Raw genomic sequence first — 18,414 nt, 5'->3', positions numbered from 1 at the left:
GACGGCGTCCCTACGCCACCCACTGCTCGTACGCCAGGTTCGCCACCAGGGCGAGGACGACCGTCAGCAGGACGACGCGGACGAAGCCGCTGCCCCGCTTGAGGGCCGTGTGCGCGCCCAGGGTGCCGCCGGCGAGGTTGAAGACGGCCATCGACGCGGCGAGCTGCCACAGGACGGCGCCCTGCCAGGCGAACATCGCGAGGGCGCCCGCGTTGGTGCAGCAGTTGACGATCTTGGCGGTGGCGGAGGCGGTGCCCAGGTCGAGGTGGAGCAGCGCGGTGAGCGCCAGGACCAGGAAGGTGCCGGTGCCGGGTCCGATCAGGCCGTCGTAGAAGCCGATGCCGAGGCCGCCCAGGCCGATCGCGGCGAGGATCCGGCGGCGGCCGGCCGGTCCGGGGGCGGGGGCGGTGCCGAAGGCCGGGCGCAGGATGACGAAGGCCGCGACCGCGAGCAGCACCACCATGATCACCGGCTTGAGCACGTCGGTGCTCATCCCGGCCGCGAAGAAGGCCCCGCCGGACGAACCCGCGAGGGCCGCGAGGCCGATGCGCACGGCGGTACGGACGTCCACGGGCGCCTTGCGGGCGTACGTCACCGCCGCACCGGTGGTGCCGACGATGGCGACCGCCTTGTTGGTGCCCAGCGCGTGCGCGGCCGGCGTACCGGCGGGCAGCGCGAGCAGCAGGGCCGGCAGCAGCAGGAGGCCGCCCCCGCCGACCACGGCGTCGATCCAGCCGGCCGCGAGCGCGGCGAGGCAGAGCAGGACGACCGTGGTCAGCGACATGTCGGGCATGATCGCGACCCTATGGACGAGATGGATGCCCCGTCCATCGAGATGAGCGGCTTCTGAGCTTCCCCGGCGCGGCGGTGCGGCGGGCGTTCAGGTCGTCAGCGCCTCGTAGGTGACCCCCGTGAGCCGCTCCGAGGCGGCCCACAGCCGCTCCCCCATCGCGTCGTCGAGGGTCCAGGGTGCCCGCCAGGACGGTGCGGGCGCGCCGCGCCACATCGCGAAGGACGGCCCGGTGAAGGAGTCGGAGGGCACGCCGGGCGCGGTCGCCGCGTACAGGACGGGCAGCGCGCCCGCCTCGGCGGGCTGGGCGACGACCCGGTTGCCGAGCAGCGCCAGGCGCTCGGCGAGCCGGCGCCCCTCGGCGCGGGGCCCGGCGGTCTGCAGACCGGTCTCCGCGTACCCGGGGTGGGCGGCGACCGCGCGCACGTCCCAGGCGGTGTCCCCCGCCGCGAGCCGGCGCGCCAGCTCGTGGGTGAACAGCAGGTTGGCGGACTTCGAGCGGGCGTAGGCGGTCCAGCGACCGTAGCGCCGTACGTTGTTGAGGTCGCGCGGATCGATGTTGGCCAGCGCGTGCATGAAGCTGGAGACGGTCACGACGCGGGCGCCCGGCGTGGCGAGCAGGGTGGGCATCAGCAGTCCGGTGAGGGCGAAGTGGCCCAGATGGTTGACGCCGAACTGGGTCTCGAAACCGTCCGCCGTCGTCCCGTGGGGCAGCGCCATCACCCCGGCGTTGTTGACGAGGAGATCGACCCGCTCGTACGGCAGCCCGTGCGCGAACTCGCGGACCGAGGCCAGGTCCCCGAGGTCCAGCCGGGCCAGTTCCACGGCGGCGCCGGGGACCTCGGCGGCGAGGCGCTCCACGGCGGCCCTGCCCCGTGTCTCGCTGCGGCAGGCGAGCACCACGCACGCGCCCTTGCGCGCCAGTTCCCGGGCGACCACGAGGCCGAGGCCGCCGTTGGCCCCGGTGACGACGGCGACGCGCCCGTCCAGGTCGGGGATGTCGCCCGTGTTCCAGCCGGTCATCCGCGGCTCCTTCCCTGGTCCGGACCCGTCTCACCGTACGCTCCCGAACTCACTGAGCAGAGAGTTACCGTCCGGTCACGTCACGTTCGCATCACGAGTCATCCATATCGCCACCACATCTTCGTCATCTCAATAGCTTCGTCACCTCATATCCGCTCATCCACACCATTCCCGGGACTCTTGATGAACCTGCTCCACAAGCCCGCCGCCGTGGTCGTCGCCGCGCTGGCCCTGGCCGCCCTGCCGACCGCCGCCCAGGCGCACGACGGCGCCCACCCGTTCAAGAACTGCACCGAGGCGTACAACGCCGGCTACTCCAACATCGCCAAGGGCGACGAGCACTACGGCGCGCACCTGGACCGCGACAACGACGGCTTCGGCTGCGACAGGCCGCCGGCCGGCTTCGTGTCCCACGACGACAAGGACAGCGCCGACGGAGCGGCCTCGGGGAGCGGGAAGGGCTCCGGGAGTACGGACGACGGCGGGGCCGGCGCGAAGGAGGCCGCCGGGCAGCAGGGGGCCGACCTGGCCGAGACCGGCGGCAACGACAGCACGCCCTACCTCGCGGCGGGCGGCGCGGCCGTCGTGCTCGCCGGCGGCGGACTGCTGCTGGCGGTGAACAGGCGCCGCGGCGCCGGCTCGCGCTGACCCGGCGGCACGGCGCGCACGACAAGGGCGGCACCCCTGGCAGGGGTGCCGCCCGCCGCACTGCCGGGGGCGGGGCGGGACGACCGCGCGTCTTCACGCACGGGGCCCCAGGCCGTCCAGGATGAGGTCGAGCAGGCGCTCCGCCTGCTGCCGGTGTTCCGCGCCCGCCGACGTGAGGGCGATGCCCTCCAGTGCGGCGCTGATGTCCGTGGGGGGAATGTCGGTTCGGATCCGCCCGGCCGCCGCGCACGCGTCCATGAGGGTGGTGACGGCGGCCTGGATCATCTCCCGGCTGTGGCCGTAGGGGTTGCCTCCCGTCGCGGCGATGGCACGCAGGGCGTCGATCATGCCGTACTTCGTGGTGACGTAGTCCAGGAACAGACGTGTCCACGAGCGCAGGGCCTCCTCGGGCGGCTCCTGCGCCAGCAGGGACGAGACGGAATCGCACAGCTGGGCCACCTCGTTGCGGTAGACCGCCTCGACCAGGGCTTCCCGGGTGGGGAAGTTGCGGTACAGGGTCGCGCTGCCCACGCCCGCCTCCTTGGCGATGCGGTCCATCTGCGCGTTCAGACCCTCCGCGGTGAACACGCGGGCGGCAGCGGTGAGGATCTTGTCCCTGTTGCGCTGCGCGTCGGCGCGCAACGGGCGGTGCGCTTCGGCGGCCATCGTCTTCGGCCTCCTTCCCGGGGTGACCCGATTTGCCAAATGGAGAGTTCCCCACTTAGCCTCTAACAAGTGGGGGCGGCTCCGCTTTCACTGTAGGTCACGCGATGACCTGCGCACACCTCCCGGAAGGACCTGATCATGTCGAGCATCCAGGGCAAGGTCATCGCGATCACGGGGGCCAGCAGCGGCATCGGCGAGGCGACCGCGGACTTCCTCGCCGAAAAGGGCGCCCGGCTCGTGCTCGGGGCCCGGCGCGAGGACCGGCTGAGCGCCGTGGTGGACGGCATCACGGCCAAGGGCGGAACCGCCACCGGCGTCCTCGTCAACGTCACCCGCCGCGAAGACCTCCACCGCCTCACCGACACGGCCGTCGAGCAGTACGGCCGCCTCAACGTCCTCGTCTCCAACGCGGGCACCATGGCCATCTCCCCGTTCGACGAACTGCGCCAGGACGACTGGGACGCCATGGTCTCCACGCACATCACCGGCCTGCTCAACGGCATCGGCGCGGCCCTTCCCGTCTTCCGCCGGCAGGCCTCCGGTCACTTCGTCAACGTCAGCTCCACCGCGGCCTACGTCGTCGTCCCCCCGCAGGCCGTGTACGCGGCCACCAAGGCGGCGGTGAACGTGATCTCCGAGGGCCTGCGCCAGGAGTCGGGCCCCGACCTGAGCGTGACCGTCGTGTCGCCCGGCTTCACCAACACCGAGGGCGTCGGCAAGGGCACCATCCCCGAGGTCGCCTCGGCACTGATCCAACGACGCGACGAGATCGCGATGCCGCCGTCCGCCGTCGCCTCCGCCATCGGCTACGCGATCGAACAGCCCGCGGGCGTCGACGTCAACGAGATCGTCGTCCGGCCGACGGTGCAGGACTGACGCGCACGACCGGGGGTTCGGGGCTGACAGGGTTGGACGACGGACGGGGGCCGGCGACGGGGGGCGTCACGGCAACGGCGCGAATCGTGCTCGAACTCGGCCGGCAGCGTCGGACAATGAGGACGAGCATGAGTATGGCTACTCATGTGGCGGGTGCCGGCGGACGGCATTGTTCGGGGTGTCAGCAGATCAGCCACCGCACCGGGCATTCCGGCGTTTCCAGGAGATCCGACATGGACAAGACCTCTCGTTCGCTGACCCAGGCCCTCCGTCACTACCTGGTCAACCCTATGGCTCTGGGGTATCTGGGCATCGTGCTCGCGGTGTGTCTGTGGGTTGCTGCGGATGCCTTCTCCGGCGCCTCCTCCGGAGACGCCGGCTTCGCCGGGGTGTGGGCCGTCCTGGTTACCGCACCGACCTCGATGCTGTTCTTCTTCACCGGCCCCGCAGGCCTGGTGGGCATCCCCATCGGCGCCGTCGTCCAGGCCGCCGCGCTCGGCGCCCTGTACCGCTGCATCACCGAGCGGCGCGCCGGTAGCTTCGAGGGCGGCGTCAGCGGCGCCTGAACTCCAGGCGGTTCCACAATCCCGGTGGATGCGGCGGGCGACCTCGGCGAGCTGGGCGACGATCGCGGCGCGGTACAGGCCGGTTCTCGCAGACCGCCCGCTACACCGACACCGTCGGCCAGGTGGTGGAGACGGGCTCCGGGGGCGGCGGGCAGAACCCGCAGCCACAGACGAGCCGGACTGACCGTCGGACTGAGCGACGGCCCGCACCGTCATGGTCGTCACCGCGCTGGAAGACGTCACGGCGGACAAAGTGGTCGCCGCGCCGAACGAGCGTGAGGTACCCGTCGCCGCCCCACCCCGTATGCCGCCCGGTTCGCGCATCTGCCGCCTCAGCAGCGGGACTTCCGCGTCACCGAGGCACGGCACGGGCTGACCCGCGCGGACTTCGAGCCCGGCCTGCCGGGGGTCGGGGCCTCGCTGCCCGGCTCGGGCGGTCAATCGCAGGCGCAGGCAAGTCGGGCACGTACGTGACCTGCTCGTGCAGGTCGGAGAGCAGGGGCAGATCGCCCCGAAGGAGAAGGGCGGCACCCCCGCACGGGTGCCGCCCTTCTCACGAGCCGGAGTCGTCGTCGATCGGTGAGGGTGGTCGGGTGACAGACGGCGGCTCCGGGGGTTTCGGGCGGGCCGGGCCTAGCGGTGGTCGCTGCCCCTGGACTGGGATGCCGCGCGGCCGGCCTCCAGGCGGGCCACCGGGATCCGGAACGGGGAGCAGGAGACGTAGTCCAGGCCCACCTCGTGGAAGAAGTGGACCGACTCGGGGTCGCCGCCGTGCTCGCCGCAGACGCCGAGTTTCAGTCCGGGGCGGGTGGCGCGGCCGGCCTTGGCCGCGGCGGCGACCAGGGAGCCGACGCCGTCCTTGTCGATGGTCTCGAACGGGGAGACGCCGAAGATGCCCTTCTCCAGGTAGGCCGTGAAGAAGCTGGCCTCCACGTCGTCGCGGCTGAAGCCCCACACGGTCTGGGTCAGGTCGTTGGTGCCGAAGGAGAAGAACTCCGCGGCCTCGGCGATCTGCCCGGCGGTCAGCGCGGCCCGCGGCAGTTCGATCATCGTGCCGATGGCCAGCTTGAGCTTCGTGCCGGTGGCCTCCTCGACCTCGGCGATGACCTGGTCGGCCTCGTCGCGGACGATCTCCAGCTCCTGGACGGTGCCGACCAGCGGGATCATGATCTCGGCGCGCGGGTCGCCCTTGGCCGCCCTGCGCTCGGCCGCGGCCTCGGCGATCGCCCGGACCTGCATGGTGAACAGACCGGGGATGACCAGGCCGAGGCGTACGCCGCGCAGGCCCAGCATCGGGTTCTGCTCGTGCAGCCGGTGCACGGCCTGGAGCAGGCGCAGCTCGTTCTCGTGCGGCTCCTGACGGGACTCGGCGAGCGCCACACGCACCGACAGCTCGGTGATGTCGGGCAGGAACTCGTGCAGCGGCGGGTCCAGGAGGCGGACGGTGACCGGCAGTCCGTCCATCGCCTCGAACAGCTCGACGAAGTCCCGCTTCTGGAGCGGCAGCAGCTCCTTCAGGGACTCCTCGCGCACGGCCTCGGAGTCGGCCAGGATCAGCCGCTCCACCAGCTCGCGCCGGTCCCCGAGGAACATGTGCTCGGTGCGGCACAGGCCGATGCCCTGGGCGCCGAAGCGGCGGGCGCGCAGCGCGTCCTCGGCGTTGTCGGCGTTGGCGCGCACCCGCAGCCTGCGCATGCGGTCGGCGAAGGCCATGATGCGGTGCACGGCCTCGACCAGCTCGTCGGCGTCCTCGGCGCCCGCGTGCATACGGCCCTCGAAGTACTCGACGACCGGCGACGGCACCACCGGGACCTCGCCCAGGTAGACCTTGCCCGAGGAGCCGTCGATGGAGACGACGTTGCCCTCCTCGACGACATGCCCGCCGGGGACGGTCATCCGGCGGCGCTTGGTGTCGACCTCCAGCTCCTCCGCGCCGCAGACACAGGTCTTGCCCATGCCGCGCGCGACCACGGCCGCGTGCGAGGTCTTGCCGCCGCGCGAGGTCAGGATGCCCTCGGCGGCGATCATGCCGTCCAGGTCGTCGGGGTTGGTCTCGCGGCGGATCAGGATGACCTTCTCGCCGGAGCGGGACCACTTCACGGCGGTGTACGAGTCGAAGACCGCCTTGCCGACCGCCGCGCCCGGCGAGGCCGCGATGCCCCGGCCGACCTGCTCGACCTTCGCCTCGTCGTCGAAGCGCGGGAACATCAGCTGGGCGAGCTGGGCGCCGTTGACGCGCTGGAGGGCCTCCGCCTCGTCGATGAGGCCCTGGTCGACGAGCTGGGTGGCGATGCGGAAGGCCGCGCCCGCCGTGCGCTTGCCGACCCGGGTCTGGAGCATCCACAGCCGGCCGCGCTCGATGGTGAACTCGATGTCGCACAGGTCCAGGTAGTGCTTCTCCAGCGTCTCCATGATCTGCATCAGCTGGTCGTACGACTTCTTGTCGATCCGCTCCAGGTCCGCCAGCGCGACGGTGTTGCGGATGCCCGCGACCACGTCCTCGCCCTGGGCGTTCTGCAGGTAGTCGCCGTAGACGCCCTGGTGTCCGGAGGCGGGGTCGCGGGTGAAGGCGACGCCGGTGCCGGAGTCGGGGCCCAGGTTGCCGAAGACCATGGAGCAGATGTTGACCGCGGTGCCGAGGTCGTGCGGGATGCGCTCCTGGCGGCGGTAGAGCTTGGCGCGCTCTCCGTTCCAGGACTCGAAGACCGCCTTGATGGCGAGGTCCATCTGCTCGCGCGGGTCCTGCGGGAAGTCCCGGCCGGCCTCCGCCTTGACGATCTTCTTGAACCTGGTGACCAGCTTCTTGAGGTCGGCGGCCTCCAGTTCGGTGTCGACCTCGACCTTCTTGGCCCTCTTCGCCGCCTCCAGCGCCTCCTCGAAGAGGTCGCCGTCGATGTCGAGGACGGTCTTGCCGAACATCTGGATGAGACGGCGGTAGGAGTCCCAGGCGAAGCGGTCGTCGCCGGCCTGCTTGGCCAGGCCCTGCACGGACTTGTCGGAGAGGCCGATGTTGAGGACCGTGTCCATCATGCCGGGCATGGAGAACTTGGCTCCGGAGCGGACCGACACGAGCAGCGGGTCGTCGGCCTGGCCGAGCTTCTTGCCCATCTTCGCTTCGAGGGCGTCGAGGTGCGCACTCACCTCGTCACGCAGTGCCGCCGGTTCCTCGCCGCTGTCGAGGTAGGTCTTGCAGGCCACGGTGGTGATCGTGAAGCCGGGCGGGACCGGAAGGCCCAGGTTGGTCATCTCGGCGAGGTTCGCGCCCTTGCCACCGAGGAGATCCTTGAGGTCCTTGTTGCCTTCGGTGAAGTCGTAAACGAACTTCGGTGGGTTCGCACCCTGGGATTCCTTGTTTTCCGACACGGGTCTCGACTCCTCGAGGACGCGGTGGCTGCCCTGACGGCGAGGAATGTACCCAGTTCAAAGGCCTCTTGGTACGTCCACGTGCGCGTCATGTGCCTGTAACCACTCGTCCGCCAGCGGATTGAAAGTCAAGGCTTGGCAAGCAACCGACCGCTTGTGTTTTCACTTCTTGAAGTGATGGGTTCCCCGACCCACCCACCCTGCGCTCACATGAGCGCCATTCACCACGTTTGAGTTCGATCGATGAACGATCAAAGCGTGGCACTCAGTGCCACACCTGCGAGAAGTGGAGCCGTCCATGATCCGCTCATCTGAGCGACACTCCTATCAGAGGTGGCGAGAATCACGCTGCCACAGGCCGTTGGATTCCACCATGCGGGACATGTGAACGGACCGCCCGCCATGGCCGTACACAATGCGGCGGGCCCGGCCCCCTCGTTGGGCCCGCCGTCCACCGGGTTTCGTACGGAAGGACCTCCGGGTGCCAGTCTTCACGCGTTTTCGCCCCTCCCCGCCACCGGCCGACGAACCGCACGAACCCGGTGACTCCGGTGACTCCGGCGGGACGGGTGAGACCGGGGAGGCCACCGGGACCGCCGGGACCGATGAGTCTGGGGAGTCTGGGGAGGCCACCAAGACCGGCGGGACCGATGAGTCCGGCGACCCGAACCGGCCGGAGGAACCAAAAGAGGCCGAAGCCCCCGCACCGCCCGGTGACGGAACCGGTGACCCGGCCACCCCCGGTGACGAAACCCCACCCGCCGACCGCACCCCGTCGGGCGAGTCCCGCCCGCCCCTCCGCGCCCGCCTGGACCACTGGCGCGCCTGGCGCACCCGGCACCCCCGTGCCGCCCTCGTCGTGCGCCGGACCACGACCGTCCTCGCGGCCGTCCTCGTGCTCGGGGCGCTGCTGCTGCCGAGCAACGCCGCCGCCCTCCATCTCAACCGGCTCGCGCGGATCCCGGCCGAGGCGGTCGTCATCGCGGTGCTGCTGCTCCGCCTGCCGCGCCTGGGGCGCCTGGTGGCGGCAGCGTTCTTCGGGATCTGCCTGGGCACGCTGACCGTGCTGAACCTGCTCGACATCGGCTTCAACGAGTACCTCGGGCGGGGCTTCAACCTCGTCCTGGACTGGGGCCTGCTCGGCGACGCCCAGTCCTACGTGGCGGACTCGATGGGCGGGGCGGCGGCGACCTGGGCCGTCGTGGGCGCCGTGCTGCTCGCCGTCCTGCTGCCGGTGCTCACGACCCTGGCGATGGTCCGGCTCGGCGAGCTGCTCGCCGAGCACCGGGAACGGGCGACGCGGGGCGCGCTGATGGCGGCCACGGTGTGGATGACCTGCGCCGCGGTCGGCCTGCAGACCTTCGGCGTGCCGGTCGCCACCAGGGGCGCCTCCGCGGCCGTGGAGATCCAGGCGCGCCGGGTGACGGACACGCTGCGGGACGAGGCGGCCTTCGCGAAGGAGGCGAAGGCGGACCGCTTCGGCGCCACGCCCGCCGCGCAGTTGGTACCGGACCTGCGCGGCAAGGACATGATCTTCACGTTCATCGAGAGCTACGGCCGCAGCGCCCTGGAGGACCCGGTCATGGCGCCCGGCGTCGACCGGACCCTGGACACCAGCACGCGGGCGCTGGCCGACGCGGGCTTCCAGGCCCGTAGCGGCTGGCTGACCTCAGCGACGTACGGCGGCAGCAGTTGGCTCGGCCACTCCACCTTCATGTCGGGCCTGTGGGTCGACAGCCAGCAGCGCTACCGCACCGTGACCGCGAGCGACCACCTCACGCTCACCGAGGCCTTCCGGAAGACCGGCGACTGGGACACGGTCGGGGTGATGCCGGGGGTGCAGAAGGCGTGGCCGGAGTCGAAGTGGTACGGGCTCGACAAGGTCTACGACGCGTCGGGCATGGGCTACCAGGGCCCGAAGTTCAGCTGGTCGACCATGCCCGACCAGTACGCGCTTGAGGCCTTCCAACGCCTGGAGCACGGCAAGGAGCGCGACAAGCCGCTGATGTCGGAGGTCATCCTCACCTCCAGCCACCAGCCGTGGGCGCCGATCCCGAAGATGGTCGGCTGGGACGAGATGGGCGACGGGTCGGTCTTCGACGGCATCGAGGCGTCGGGCGTGAAGGCGTCCGACATCATCACCGACTCCGCCCGCTCGAAGGAGGAGTACGGCAAGTCGATCGAGTACTCGCTCACCAGCCTCGCCGAGTGGCTGGAGCGCTACGGCACCGACGACACCGTCCTGGTCTTCCTCGGCGACCACCAGCCGCTCGCCCGGGTCAGCGGCGCCAAGGCGAGCCGGGACGTCCCCGTGTCGATCGTCGCCAAGGACCCGAAGGTGCTGGACGCGATCGACGACTGGAACTGGACGCGGGGACTCAAGCCCGACCAGGACGCGCCGGTGTGGAAGATGAGTTCCTTCCGCGACCGCTTCCTTACGGCGTACGGCTCCGTCCCGCATCCGTCGAAGGGCTGATCAGCCGCCGGAGGTGTCCAGCTCGGCCTCCTCACCGACGCCCGCGCAGTCGTACGGGTCCTTCAGCCAGCCGTCCGGCAGGACCACCCGGTTGTTGCCGGAGGTACGGCCGCGGGGGCCGTCGGCGCCGGTGGGCCAGGGCTGGTCGAGGTCGAGTTCGTCGAGGCCCTCGCGCAACGCCTGGAGGGACGAGGTGACCGCGAGCCGCTTGCGCATCTCGGAGCCGACGGCGAAGCCCTTGAGATACCAGGCGACGTGCTTGCGGAAGTCGACGACACCGCGGGCCTCGCCCGCCCGTCCGCCGCCACCATCCTCAACGGTGGCCCTCCGGGCCGTCCCTCCTCCTTCGATCCACTCGCCGAGCAGGGTGGCGTGCCGGACCATCACGTCGGCGACCTCGCGCAGGGTGGGCCTCACAAACGCGTCGGTGCGCCCCTCGAAGGCGGCGACCAGGTCGGCGAAGAGCCACGGCCGGCCCAGGCAGCCGCGCCCGACGACCACGCCGTCGCAGCCGGTCTCCCGCACCATGCGCAGCGCGTCCTCGGCGGACCAGATGTCGCCGTTGCCGAGGACGGGGATCTCCGGGACGTGCTCCTTCAGCCGGGCGATGGCGTCCCAGTCGGCGGTGCCGCCGTAGTGCTGGGCGGCGGTGCGGCCGTGCAGGGCGATGGCGGAGACGCCCTCCTCGACGGCGATGCGGCCGGCGTCGAGGTAGGTGAGGTGGTCGTCGTCGATACCCTTGCGCATCTTCATGGTGACGGGCAGGTCACCGGCGCCGCCGACGGCCTCGCGGACGATGGCGCGCAGCAGATTCCGCTTGTACGGCAGGGCCGAGCCGCCGCCCTTGCGGGTCACCTTGGGCACGGGGCAGCCGAAATTCAGGTCGATGTGGTCGGCGAGGCCCTCCTCCGCGATCATGCGGACGGCCTTGCCGACGGTGGCGGGGTCGACTCCGTACAACTGGATCGAGCGGGGTGTCTCGGTGGGGTCGAAGTGGATGAGCTGCATGGTCTTCTCATTGCGCTCGACCAGTGCCCGGGTGGTGATCATCTCGCTCACGAACAGGCCCTTGCCCCCGCTGAACCCGCGGCACAGGGTGCGGAACGGCGCGTTGGTGATCCCCGCCATCGGCGCCAGCACCACGGGCGGCGCGACGGTGTGCGGGCCGATCCGCAACGGCCGGTCGGTGGTGCTGGGGGCGGGCGTGGTGAGCGTGGACATTCCCCCATTGTCACGTACCCGCCGCGGTGCTCGCCGCGCCCTGTGGACAAAGATCGTGCATGGGTCATTAGTTAGCCGCACTATCGAAGCGGGCGTACGATATGGGCCATGCCCGCGCTCTCCCACCGCCAACGTCTGCTCGTGCTCGCCATCTGCTGCATGAGCCTGCTGATCGTGAGCATCGACAACACGATCCTCAACGTCGCCCTGCCCGCCATGCGGCGCGACCTGGACGCGAGCACGTCGGGCCTGCAGTGGGCGGTCGACGCGTACACGCTGGTGCTGGCCGCGCTGCTGATGCTGGCCGGCTCCACCGCGGACCGGATCGGCCGCAAGCGGGTCTTCATGACCGGCCTGGTCGTCTTCACCCTCGGCTCGCTGCTGTGCTCCATGGCGCCGGACCTGTCCTGGCTGGTCGTGTTCCGGATGATCCAGGCGGTGGGCGGTTCGATGCTGAACCCGGTCGCCATGTCGATCATCACCAACACCTTCACCGACCCGCGTGAACGCGCCCGCGCGATCGGGGTGTGGGGCGCGGTGGTCGGCATATCCATGGCCGCCGGTCCGCTGGTGGGCGGCGTGCTCGTGGAGTCGGTCGGCTGGCGCTCGATCTTCTGGGTCAACCTGCCGGTGGGCCTGGTGGCGCTCCTGCTCACCCTGCGCTACGTCCCCGAGTCCCGCGCCCCGAAGGCCCGCCGCCCCGACCCGCTGGGCCAGCTGATGGTGATCGCGCTGTTCGGCTCCCTGACGTACGCGATCATCGAGGCGCCGAACGCCGGGTTCAGGTCGGTGCTGCCCTTCGCCGTCCTGGCCCTCGCCGCCCTGATCGGACTGCTCCGCTACGAGCCCCGTCGCGCCGAACCCCTCATCGACCTGCGCTTCTTCCGGTCGGCGCCGTTCAGTGGGGCGACCGTGATCGCGATCAGCGCGTTTGCCGCGCTGGGCGGCTTCCTGTTCCTGTCCACGCTGTATCTGCAAGAGGTGCGCGGACTCAGCGCCCTGCGGGCGGGGTTGTGGATGCTGCCGATGGCCGTGCCGACCTTCCTGTGCGCCCCGCTGTCCGGGCGGCTGGTCGGCAGCCGGGGGCCACGGCTGCCGCTGCTGATCGCGGGCGGCGCGCTGACCCTGAGCGGTTTGCTGTTCGCCGCCTTCGAGGCCGAGACCTCCGACCTGACCCTCGTCATCGGCTACGTCCTCTTCGGCATCGGCTTCGGCTTCGTCAACGCGCCCATCACCAACACCGCGGTCTCCGGCATGCCCCGCGCCCAGGCCGGGGTCGCCGCCGCCGTCGCCTCCACCAGCCGCCAGCTGGGCCAGACCCTGGGCGTCGCCGTGGTCGGCGCGGTACTGGCGGCGGGCGTGGGCGCGTCGTCGTACCGGGACACCTTCGTCTCCGCCGCCCGCCCCGGCTGGTGGATCCTGGCCGCCTGCGGCCTCGCGGTCCTCGTCCTCGGCGCCCTCATGAACGGCCCCTGGGCCCGCCGTACGGCCGAACGGACGGCGCGGCGACTGGAGTCGGCGGAGGTACGGGAGGCTGCGCACACGGGGGCGTGAGCCCTCCCCCACCGACCGGATGCCGCTGCCACGGCCGCCGGACACCCGCCGGGACCGCTGGATGCCCGCGTGCCGGGCCCGGCGGACGCGCCTGCCACGGCCGCCGTACGTCCGCGCCCACCGAACCCGCCTGCCGCAGCGGCCGGACGCGCCCACCACGGCCGCTGGACGCCCGTGCCGCGCCCCACGGCCGGCGTGCACACCCGTCACGGCCGCTGGACACATCTCCCGGGCCCGCCGGACCCCGGTGGCCCGCCCGCCGAAGGCGCCCCGCCCCGGCCCCGCCGGGCGCACTGGGCGCATCCGCCGGGCCCCGGTCGGGACGTGCCGGTCGGTGCCCGGACGGGCGGGACCGCGTTCGTGTTATCGCACGGCGTCCGGGAGGGGTTCGGTGAGCTTTGGCCAGTGCTTCGCGATCGCTTCCTCCACCGTCGGCAGCGCCCGCTGGCCCGCCAGGGCCAGTACGATCGCCGCCGTCACGCCCGTCCAGGCGACCGGGCCCAGCGGGGTGCAGCCGAAGAGCCGGCTGGCGCCCGGGGTCTGGACCAGGGCGACCAGGACGGCGGCCGAACCGAGGGACGTGACCTGGACCAGGCGGCTGCCGCGGCGGTCGGTGAGGGTCTGGGCCAGCTGGGTGCCGACCACCGCGCACAGGGCCATGGTCGTCGAGCGGCGCTCCGTGCCCGGCGTGAACCGGCCGAACAGCCAGGCCGCGGTCGCCCCGAGTGCCGTGGTCAGGGCTCGGTGCCGGATCTGCCGCAGCAGGGGCTCGCCCAGCATCGCCGTACCGAGCGGCGCGCCCGCGTCGGCGGCCTCCTGCTCGGGGTCCCCCGTCTTCGTCACCGCGACCGCCATCGCCGGGAACAGGTCGGTGAAGAGGTTCACCAGCAGCATCTGGCGGGTCGACAGCGGGGCCGCGCCGCCCAGCACCGTGCCGAGGATGCCGAAGCCGACCTCGCCCGCGTTGCCGCCGATCAGGATGGCGATGGCGTCGGCGACGCTGTGCCACAGGGCGCGGCCCTCCCGGACCGCCTCCACCAGGACCAGCAGGTCCTCACCGGTGACGACCAGGTCGGCGGCGTTGCGGGCGGCGGCCGAACCGCGCGCGCTGATGCCGACGCCGATGTCGGCGGCGCGGATGGCGGCGGCGTCGTTGGCCCCGTCGCCGACCATGCCGACGACCCGCCCGGCGTCCCGCAGGGACTCGACGACCTGGAGCTTCTGCTCGGGCGCCACCCGGGCCACCACGTCCGCGTCGCGCAGCATGCGGGAGCGTGCCGAGCGGTCCGCGCCGGCGAGTTCGTCGCCGGTGACCACGACCGCGTCCGCGGGCCAGCCCAGGTCGACGGCGATGGCGCGGGCGGTACGCGGATGGTCGCCGGTCAGCACCACGGGCCGTACGCCCGCCTCACGCAGCCCGCGCACCAGCGCGGGGGAGGTCTCGCGGGCCACGTCGGCCAGCGCCAGCAGACCGGTGAACTCCAGCTTGGACGGCGGCTGTTCGAGCACGTCGGCGGCCTTCTCGCCGTCCGCCAGCACCCGCCGCGCCACCGCGATGATACGCAGCCCGCCCCCGGCGAGGCGCTGCGCCACCTCCGAGACGTGCGGCGGCAGGCCCACGCAGGCGGGCAGCACCGTCTCCGGGGCGCCCTTGACCACCAGCGTTCCGGGCCCGCCCGCGCCGTCCCGTCCGACGGCGGCGGCGTAGCCGCGGGAGGTCTCGAAGGGCAGCCCCTTGTCCTGCGTCCAGTGCGGGTCGTCGCCGGCCGCGTCCAGGACGGCCTCGTCGGTGGCGTGGGTGGGCCGGGCACCGTCGCCGTTCAGCCGGGGGCAGGCGCGCGCGGCGATCCGTACGGTGTCGGCGGCGTCCGGATCGGCCACCTTGCGGACGATGCCGTCGGCGCCCGCGACCCGCGTCAGCCGCAGCCTGTTCTCGGTGAGCGTGCCGGTCTTGTCGAAGCAGATGGTGTCCATGCGGCCCAGCGCCTCCAGCGTGCGCGGGGTGCGCACCAGGACGCCGCGGCGGCTGAGCCGGCGGGCCGCCGCGAGCTGCGCCACCGTCGCCACCAGGGGCAGCCCCTCGGGCACGGCGGCCACCGCTACCGACACGCCGCCGGCGACGGCCTGCCGTACCGGCGCCCCGCGCAGCAGCGAGAGACCGGTCACCGCGGCCCCGCCCGCCAGGGTGAGCGGCAGCGCCTTGCGGGTCAGCTCCTGGAGCCTGGCCTGCACTCCCGCCGCCGACGGCGTACGGGCCGCCAGCGCGACCGCTCGGGCCGCCTCGGTGTGGTCACCGGTGTCGACGACGACGGCCTGGGCCCGTCCGGCCACCACGGTCGTGCCCTCGAAGACCATGCAGTACCGCTCGGCCACCGGTGCCCGGGGTGCCCGTTCCACGCGCTTGTCCGCCGGCAGCGACTCACCGGTCAGCGCGGACTCGTCCACCTCCAGCCCGTCCTCCCACAGCAGCCGGGCGTCGGCGGGCACCACGTCGTCGGTCTTCAGCTCGATCACGTCGCCGGGGTGCAGCCTGGCCGCGTCCACGATGCGCGGCGCGCTCCGCGGCGAGGGCTCCTCGCCGTCCCGGGCGGGCTTCTCGGTGACGCGGGCCTTCTGCTTCTGCTCCGCCAGCAGCCCGGACAGCGCCCGCTCGGCGCGCAGCCGTTGGAACCCGCCGACCAGGGCGTTCAGTTCGAGCGCCCCGACCACCAGCAGCGCGTCCACGACCGAGCCGAGGATCGCCGAGGCGGCCGAGCCGACCGCCAGCACGGGGGTGAGCGGATCGTCCAGTTCGCCGCGTACGGCACGGGTCAGTTGCCACGACCAGCGCGCCGGGGCCAGTGCCCGGATCCGGACCACCCGGTCGGCGCCCTCGCGCACCCGGCCGGCGGCCTGTTCGACGAGGGGCGGCGCGGGCGCGCTCTCCCGCTCCAGCCGGTCCCGTACGTCGTCGGGGTCCAGCGCGTGCCACGCGACCCGTGCCCGGGGGTGCGGGGCGCGCTCCATCGCCACCCCGAGCGCGGCGCGCGTCCCGGACAGCAGGGCGGCCGCCGCGCTCATGTCGACCGGGGCGTGCCGCAGCCCGATCAGCGACGAGACACCGCCCCTGCGCCGACCGCGCGCCTCGCCGACCGCGACAAGGAGCCCGGACAGCGCGGCCCCGGACCGGGCCAGCGTCTGGGAGCGGCCCCCGATCGCACGGGCCCGCGGCACCGCCCGCAGCAGCCGCCACACGTCGGCGAGGCCGTGCGGGGCGAGTACGTCCGCGTCCCACGCCACCGGGCAGTCCGCGTCGGCCAGCGCGACGGCCACGTCCCCGCCGAGCAGTCCGGCCGCCACCGACTCGTCGTCGCCGTGGGCGGGCCGTACGACGGTGATGACGCCGCCCTCGGCGCGCAGTTCGTCCACGACGTCCCGGAGCGGGCGCCAGGCCCGGACGACCCGGTCCGCGAGGCCGGTGAAGTCGGCGAGCGCCGGGTCCTCGACCATCACCACGTTCAGGCCCGCGCGGCGCGCCGCGTCCAGCACGTCCTCGGTCCACGGGTCCGCGCCCGCGCCGGGCACCCGCAGGGCGCTGGGGTGCAGGAGCACCGTGCGGGCCATCTCCAGTTGCCGCAGCCGTCCGGGGTCGCGCACGAGCACGCCGGTACGGGACAGCGCGGCGCTCAGTACGGCGTGGAAGGCGGCGGGCCCGTAGCGCGCGGCCTTGGGCGAGCCGGCGAGCACCGCCTCGGCCGCCTCGGCCAGGTCGCGCTTGACCAGCAGGGTCGCCAGGGCGCCCGCCACGCTGCCGGCCGAGGCGTGGGCGGCGTAGTCCTGGGCCGGGGAGCAGCGCAGCGGCGGACGCGGGGCGGCGCCTGCGGGCAGGCTGCCCCGGCCGGGGACGCAGAGTTGGTCGTGCACCGCCTCGAAGGCCGCCGTCCGGGTCACCGCTTCCGTCAACTGGCAGGCGCGCAGCGCCCCGTCGAGCACCAGCGAGGTGGGGCTCTGTCCGGCGCCGTGGACGGCCGCGTTGACGACGGCCAGGGTCACGTCCATACGGTGGTCGCCGAGCCGTTCGCGCAGCCAGGCGCGGAACGCCGGGTTCTCGCGCAGCAGCGTCGCCACGGCGGTCACCAGGCGGGGCGAGGGCGGCAGCCGCAGGCGTGCGCCGGTCACCGCGGCGGCGACGCCCAGCGTGTCGGCGCCGAGGGCCGTCGCCGCGACGCGCACCGAAGCGGGGTCGCCGGGGTGGGCCGGTTCGTCGGCCTGGTTGCCCAGGTCCTGGTCCGCCCGGGTCAGTCCGTGCCGTTCGGCGAGTTCGGTGGCCCGGTCCACCACCCGGTCGGTCAGTTCGTCCTCGGTCGCGGTCACCACCAGGCGGGCGAGGCCGGTGTCCCAGTAGGCGAGCAGTACGTCCGGGTGCCGGGCCAGGGCCTCGGCCACCTGTCGCGCGACGCGTTCCGTGCCGCCCGCCCGGCGCACCTCGCCGGGTGCGGCGGGCCGCAGCGCGAGGTGGACCCGGGGTCCGGCCCGCCAGTCCGTGGTGCCGCCCGGCAGCGCGGCGCGGGCGACCCGGGCGACTCGCGCCGCGAAGTCCGCGCCGCGTACACCGGCGCGTGCGGTGCCCGCCACGGCACGCGCCGCGGCGCCCACGGCGGGGGCGGTGCCGCGCGCGAACAGCCGGGGTCCGACCAGTACGAACCCGGCGACGGCGCCCTGAGAACGCGTCAGAACTCCACCGGCCATCGTGCCCTCAGCCCGCCTTGCGCACACGCGCCGAGGAGCCCGCGGCCCTACGCCCCCGCGTCCCGGCCGGCACCGGGGAACGCCCCGGGGACGCGTTGGCCCGCCCGGGTGACACGGGGGTCTCTGGTACGCCCCCGACGACCGGACCGGTGCCCTTCTTGGCCGCGGCCGTCGTGCCGGTTGCTTTGCCCGGCGCGGGCGTTACGCCGGTGGTCTTGCCCGCCGTCGCCGTCGCGCCGGTGGCCTTGCCCGCCGTCGCCGTCGCGCCGGTGGCCTTGCCCGCCACGCGGGTCGGCACCTTCGCCGCGCTCGCCGCGCCGGTGACCTTCCTCGCCGCAGCCGTCCCGCCGACCGCCTTCCGCACCGCACGGGTCGGCACCTTCGCCGCGCCCGCCGCGCCGGTGACCTTCCTCGCCGCGCCCGTGGCGGCGGCCTTCCTCGCCGCAGCCTTCTTCACGGCATCCCCCACGCGGGTGGCCCTCTTCGCCGTATCCGCCGCGCCG

General features: G+C 73.1%; 11 protein-coding genes. 5 read left to right on the top strand and 6 right to left on the bottom strand.

What is annotated here, in order from left to right:
* Window positions 1–10: 10 nt before the first annotated feature.
* On the bottom strand, window positions 11–793 hold the full coding sequence (locus AC4IHM_RS22675; RefSeq protein ID WP_490868841.1) for a sulfite exporter TauE/SafE family protein: 783 nt from the start codon (window positions 791–793) through the stop codon (window positions 11–13).
* 87 nt (window positions 794–880) lie between these two features.
* The gene (locus AC4IHM_RS22670) at window positions 881–1,813 is read right to left on the bottom strand and encodes an oxidoreductase (protein ID WP_490868840.1); all 933 of its coding nucleotides are present in this window, start codon (window positions 1,811–1,813) and stop codon (window positions 881–883) included.
* Window positions 1,814–1,996: 183 nt separating this feature from the next.
* On the opposite strand from AC4IHM_RS22670, the gene AC4IHM_RS22665 reads away from it, so the two are divergent.
* Window positions 1,997–2,461 carry an excalibur calcium-binding domain-containing protein gene (locus AC4IHM_RS22665; protein WP_490868839.1) on the top strand — a complete coding sequence of 155 codons (465 nt, stop codon included), beginning with the start codon at window positions 1,997–1,999 and terminating at the stop codon, window positions 2,459–2,461.
* A gap of 93 nt (window positions 2,462–2,554) precedes the next feature.
* On the opposite strand, the gene AC4IHM_RS22660 is transcribed toward AC4IHM_RS22665, so the two are convergent.
* Complete coding sequence (locus tag AC4IHM_RS22660; protein WP_490868838.1) at window positions 2,555–3,127, bottom strand: TetR/AcrR family transcriptional regulator; 573 nt, start codon at window positions 3,125–3,127, stop codon at window positions 2,555–2,557.
* 138 nt (window positions 3,128–3,265) lie between these two features.
* On the opposite strand from AC4IHM_RS22660, the gene AC4IHM_RS22655 reads away from it, so the two are divergent.
* Together AC4IHM_RS22655 and AC4IHM_RS22650 are read left to right on the top strand one after the other, a co-directional pair.
* Window positions 3,266–4,003 (top strand): SDR family oxidoreductase, encoded by a 738-nt coding sequence (locus tag AC4IHM_RS22655; protein ID WP_490868837.1) that lies wholly within the window; start codon window positions 3,266–3,268, stop codon window positions 4,001–4,003.
* Window positions 4,004–4,236: 233 nt separating this feature from the next.
* Window positions 4,237–4,569 carry an SCO4225 family membrane protein gene (locus tag AC4IHM_RS22650; protein WP_490868836.1) on the top strand — a complete coding sequence of 111 codons (333 nt, stop codon included), beginning with the start codon at window positions 4,237–4,239 and terminating at the stop codon, window positions 4,567–4,569.
* Between the two features lie 633 nt (window positions 4,570–5,202).
* On the opposite strand, the gene ppdK is transcribed toward AC4IHM_RS22650, so the two are convergent.
* The gene (gene ppdK, locus AC4IHM_RS22645) at window positions 5,203–7,932 is read right to left on the bottom strand and encodes a pyruvate, phosphate dikinase (RefSeq protein ID WP_490868835.1); all 2,730 of its coding nucleotides are present in this window, start codon (window positions 7,930–7,932) and stop codon (window positions 5,203–5,205) included.
* A 481-nt stretch (window positions 7,933–8,413) separates the two neighbouring features.
* Between ppdK and AC4IHM_RS22640 the strand changes: the two genes are divergently transcribed.
* Window positions 8,414–10,408, top strand: coding sequence for an alkaline phosphatase family protein (locus tag AC4IHM_RS22640; RefSeq protein WP_490868834.1), 1,995 nt, complete (start codon window positions 8,414–8,416; stop codon window positions 10,406–10,408).
* Here the strand turns inward: AC4IHM_RS22640 and dusB are convergent, their stop codons facing one another.
* On the bottom strand, window positions 10,409–11,629 hold the full coding sequence (dusB, locus tag AC4IHM_RS22635; protein WP_490868833.1) for a tRNA dihydrouridine synthase DusB: 1,221 nt from the start codon (window positions 11,627–11,629) through the stop codon (window positions 10,409–10,411).
* Window positions 11,630–11,737: 108 nt separating this feature from the next.
* On the opposite strand from dusB, the gene AC4IHM_RS22630 reads away from it, so the two are divergent.
* On the top strand, window positions 11,738–13,183 hold the full coding sequence (locus AC4IHM_RS22630) for an MFS transporter (protein ID WP_490868832.1): 1,446 nt from the start codon (window positions 11,738–11,740) through the stop codon (window positions 13,181–13,183).
* 363 nt (window positions 13,184–13,546) lie between these two features.
* Here AC4IHM_RS22630 and AC4IHM_RS22625 read toward each other — a convergent pair whose 3' ends face one another.
* Window positions 13,547–17,911 (bottom strand): cation-translocating P-type ATPase, encoded by a 4,365-nt coding sequence (locus tag AC4IHM_RS22625; protein WP_490868831.1) that lies wholly within the window; start codon window positions 17,909–17,911, stop codon window positions 13,547–13,549.
* Window positions 17,912–18,414 lie beyond the last annotated feature (503 nt).

Source organism: Streptomyces sp. SL06, from assembly GCF_058244745.1.
Note: the sequence above shows the minus strand (reverse complement) of the source record. Positions and strands in the feature narration are given on the sequence as shown.

Excerpts from the sequence above, each read along its gene's own strand:
- AC4IHM_RS22675 (WP_490868841.1), bottom strand. The coding sequence starts at position 793 with ATGCCCGACATGTCGCTGACCACGGTCGTCCTGCTCTGCCTCGCCGCG.
- AC4IHM_RS22670 (WP_490868840.1), bottom strand. The coding sequence starts at position 1,813 with ATGACCGGCTGGAACACGGGCGACATCCCCGACCTGGACGGGCGCGTC.
- AC4IHM_RS22665 (WP_490868839.1), top strand. The coding sequence starts at position 1,997 with ATGAACCTGCTCCACAAGCCCGCCGCCGTGGTCGTCGCCGCGCTGGCC.
- AC4IHM_RS22660 (WP_490868838.1), bottom strand. The coding sequence starts at position 3,127 with ATGGCCGCCGAAGCGCACCGCCCGTTGCGCGCCGACGCGCAGCGCAAC.
- AC4IHM_RS22655 (WP_490868837.1), top strand. The coding sequence starts at position 3,266 with ATGTCGAGCATCCAGGGCAAGGTCATCGCGATCACGGGGGCCAGCAGC.
- AC4IHM_RS22650 (WP_490868836.1), top strand. The coding sequence starts at position 4,237 with ATGGACAAGACCTCTCGTTCGCTGACCCAGGCCCTCCGTCACTACCTG.
- dusB (WP_490868833.1), bottom strand. The coding sequence starts at position 11,629 with ATGTCCACGCTCACCACGCCCGCCCCCAGCACCACCGACCGGCCGTTG.
- AC4IHM_RS22630 (WP_490868832.1), top strand. The coding sequence starts at position 11,738 with ATGCCCGCGCTCTCCCACCGCCAACGTCTGCTCGTGCTCGCCATCTGC.
- AC4IHM_RS22625 (WP_490868831.1), bottom strand. The coding sequence starts at position 17,911 with ATGGCCGGTGGAGTTCTGACGCGTTCTCAGGGCGCCGTCGCCGGGTTC.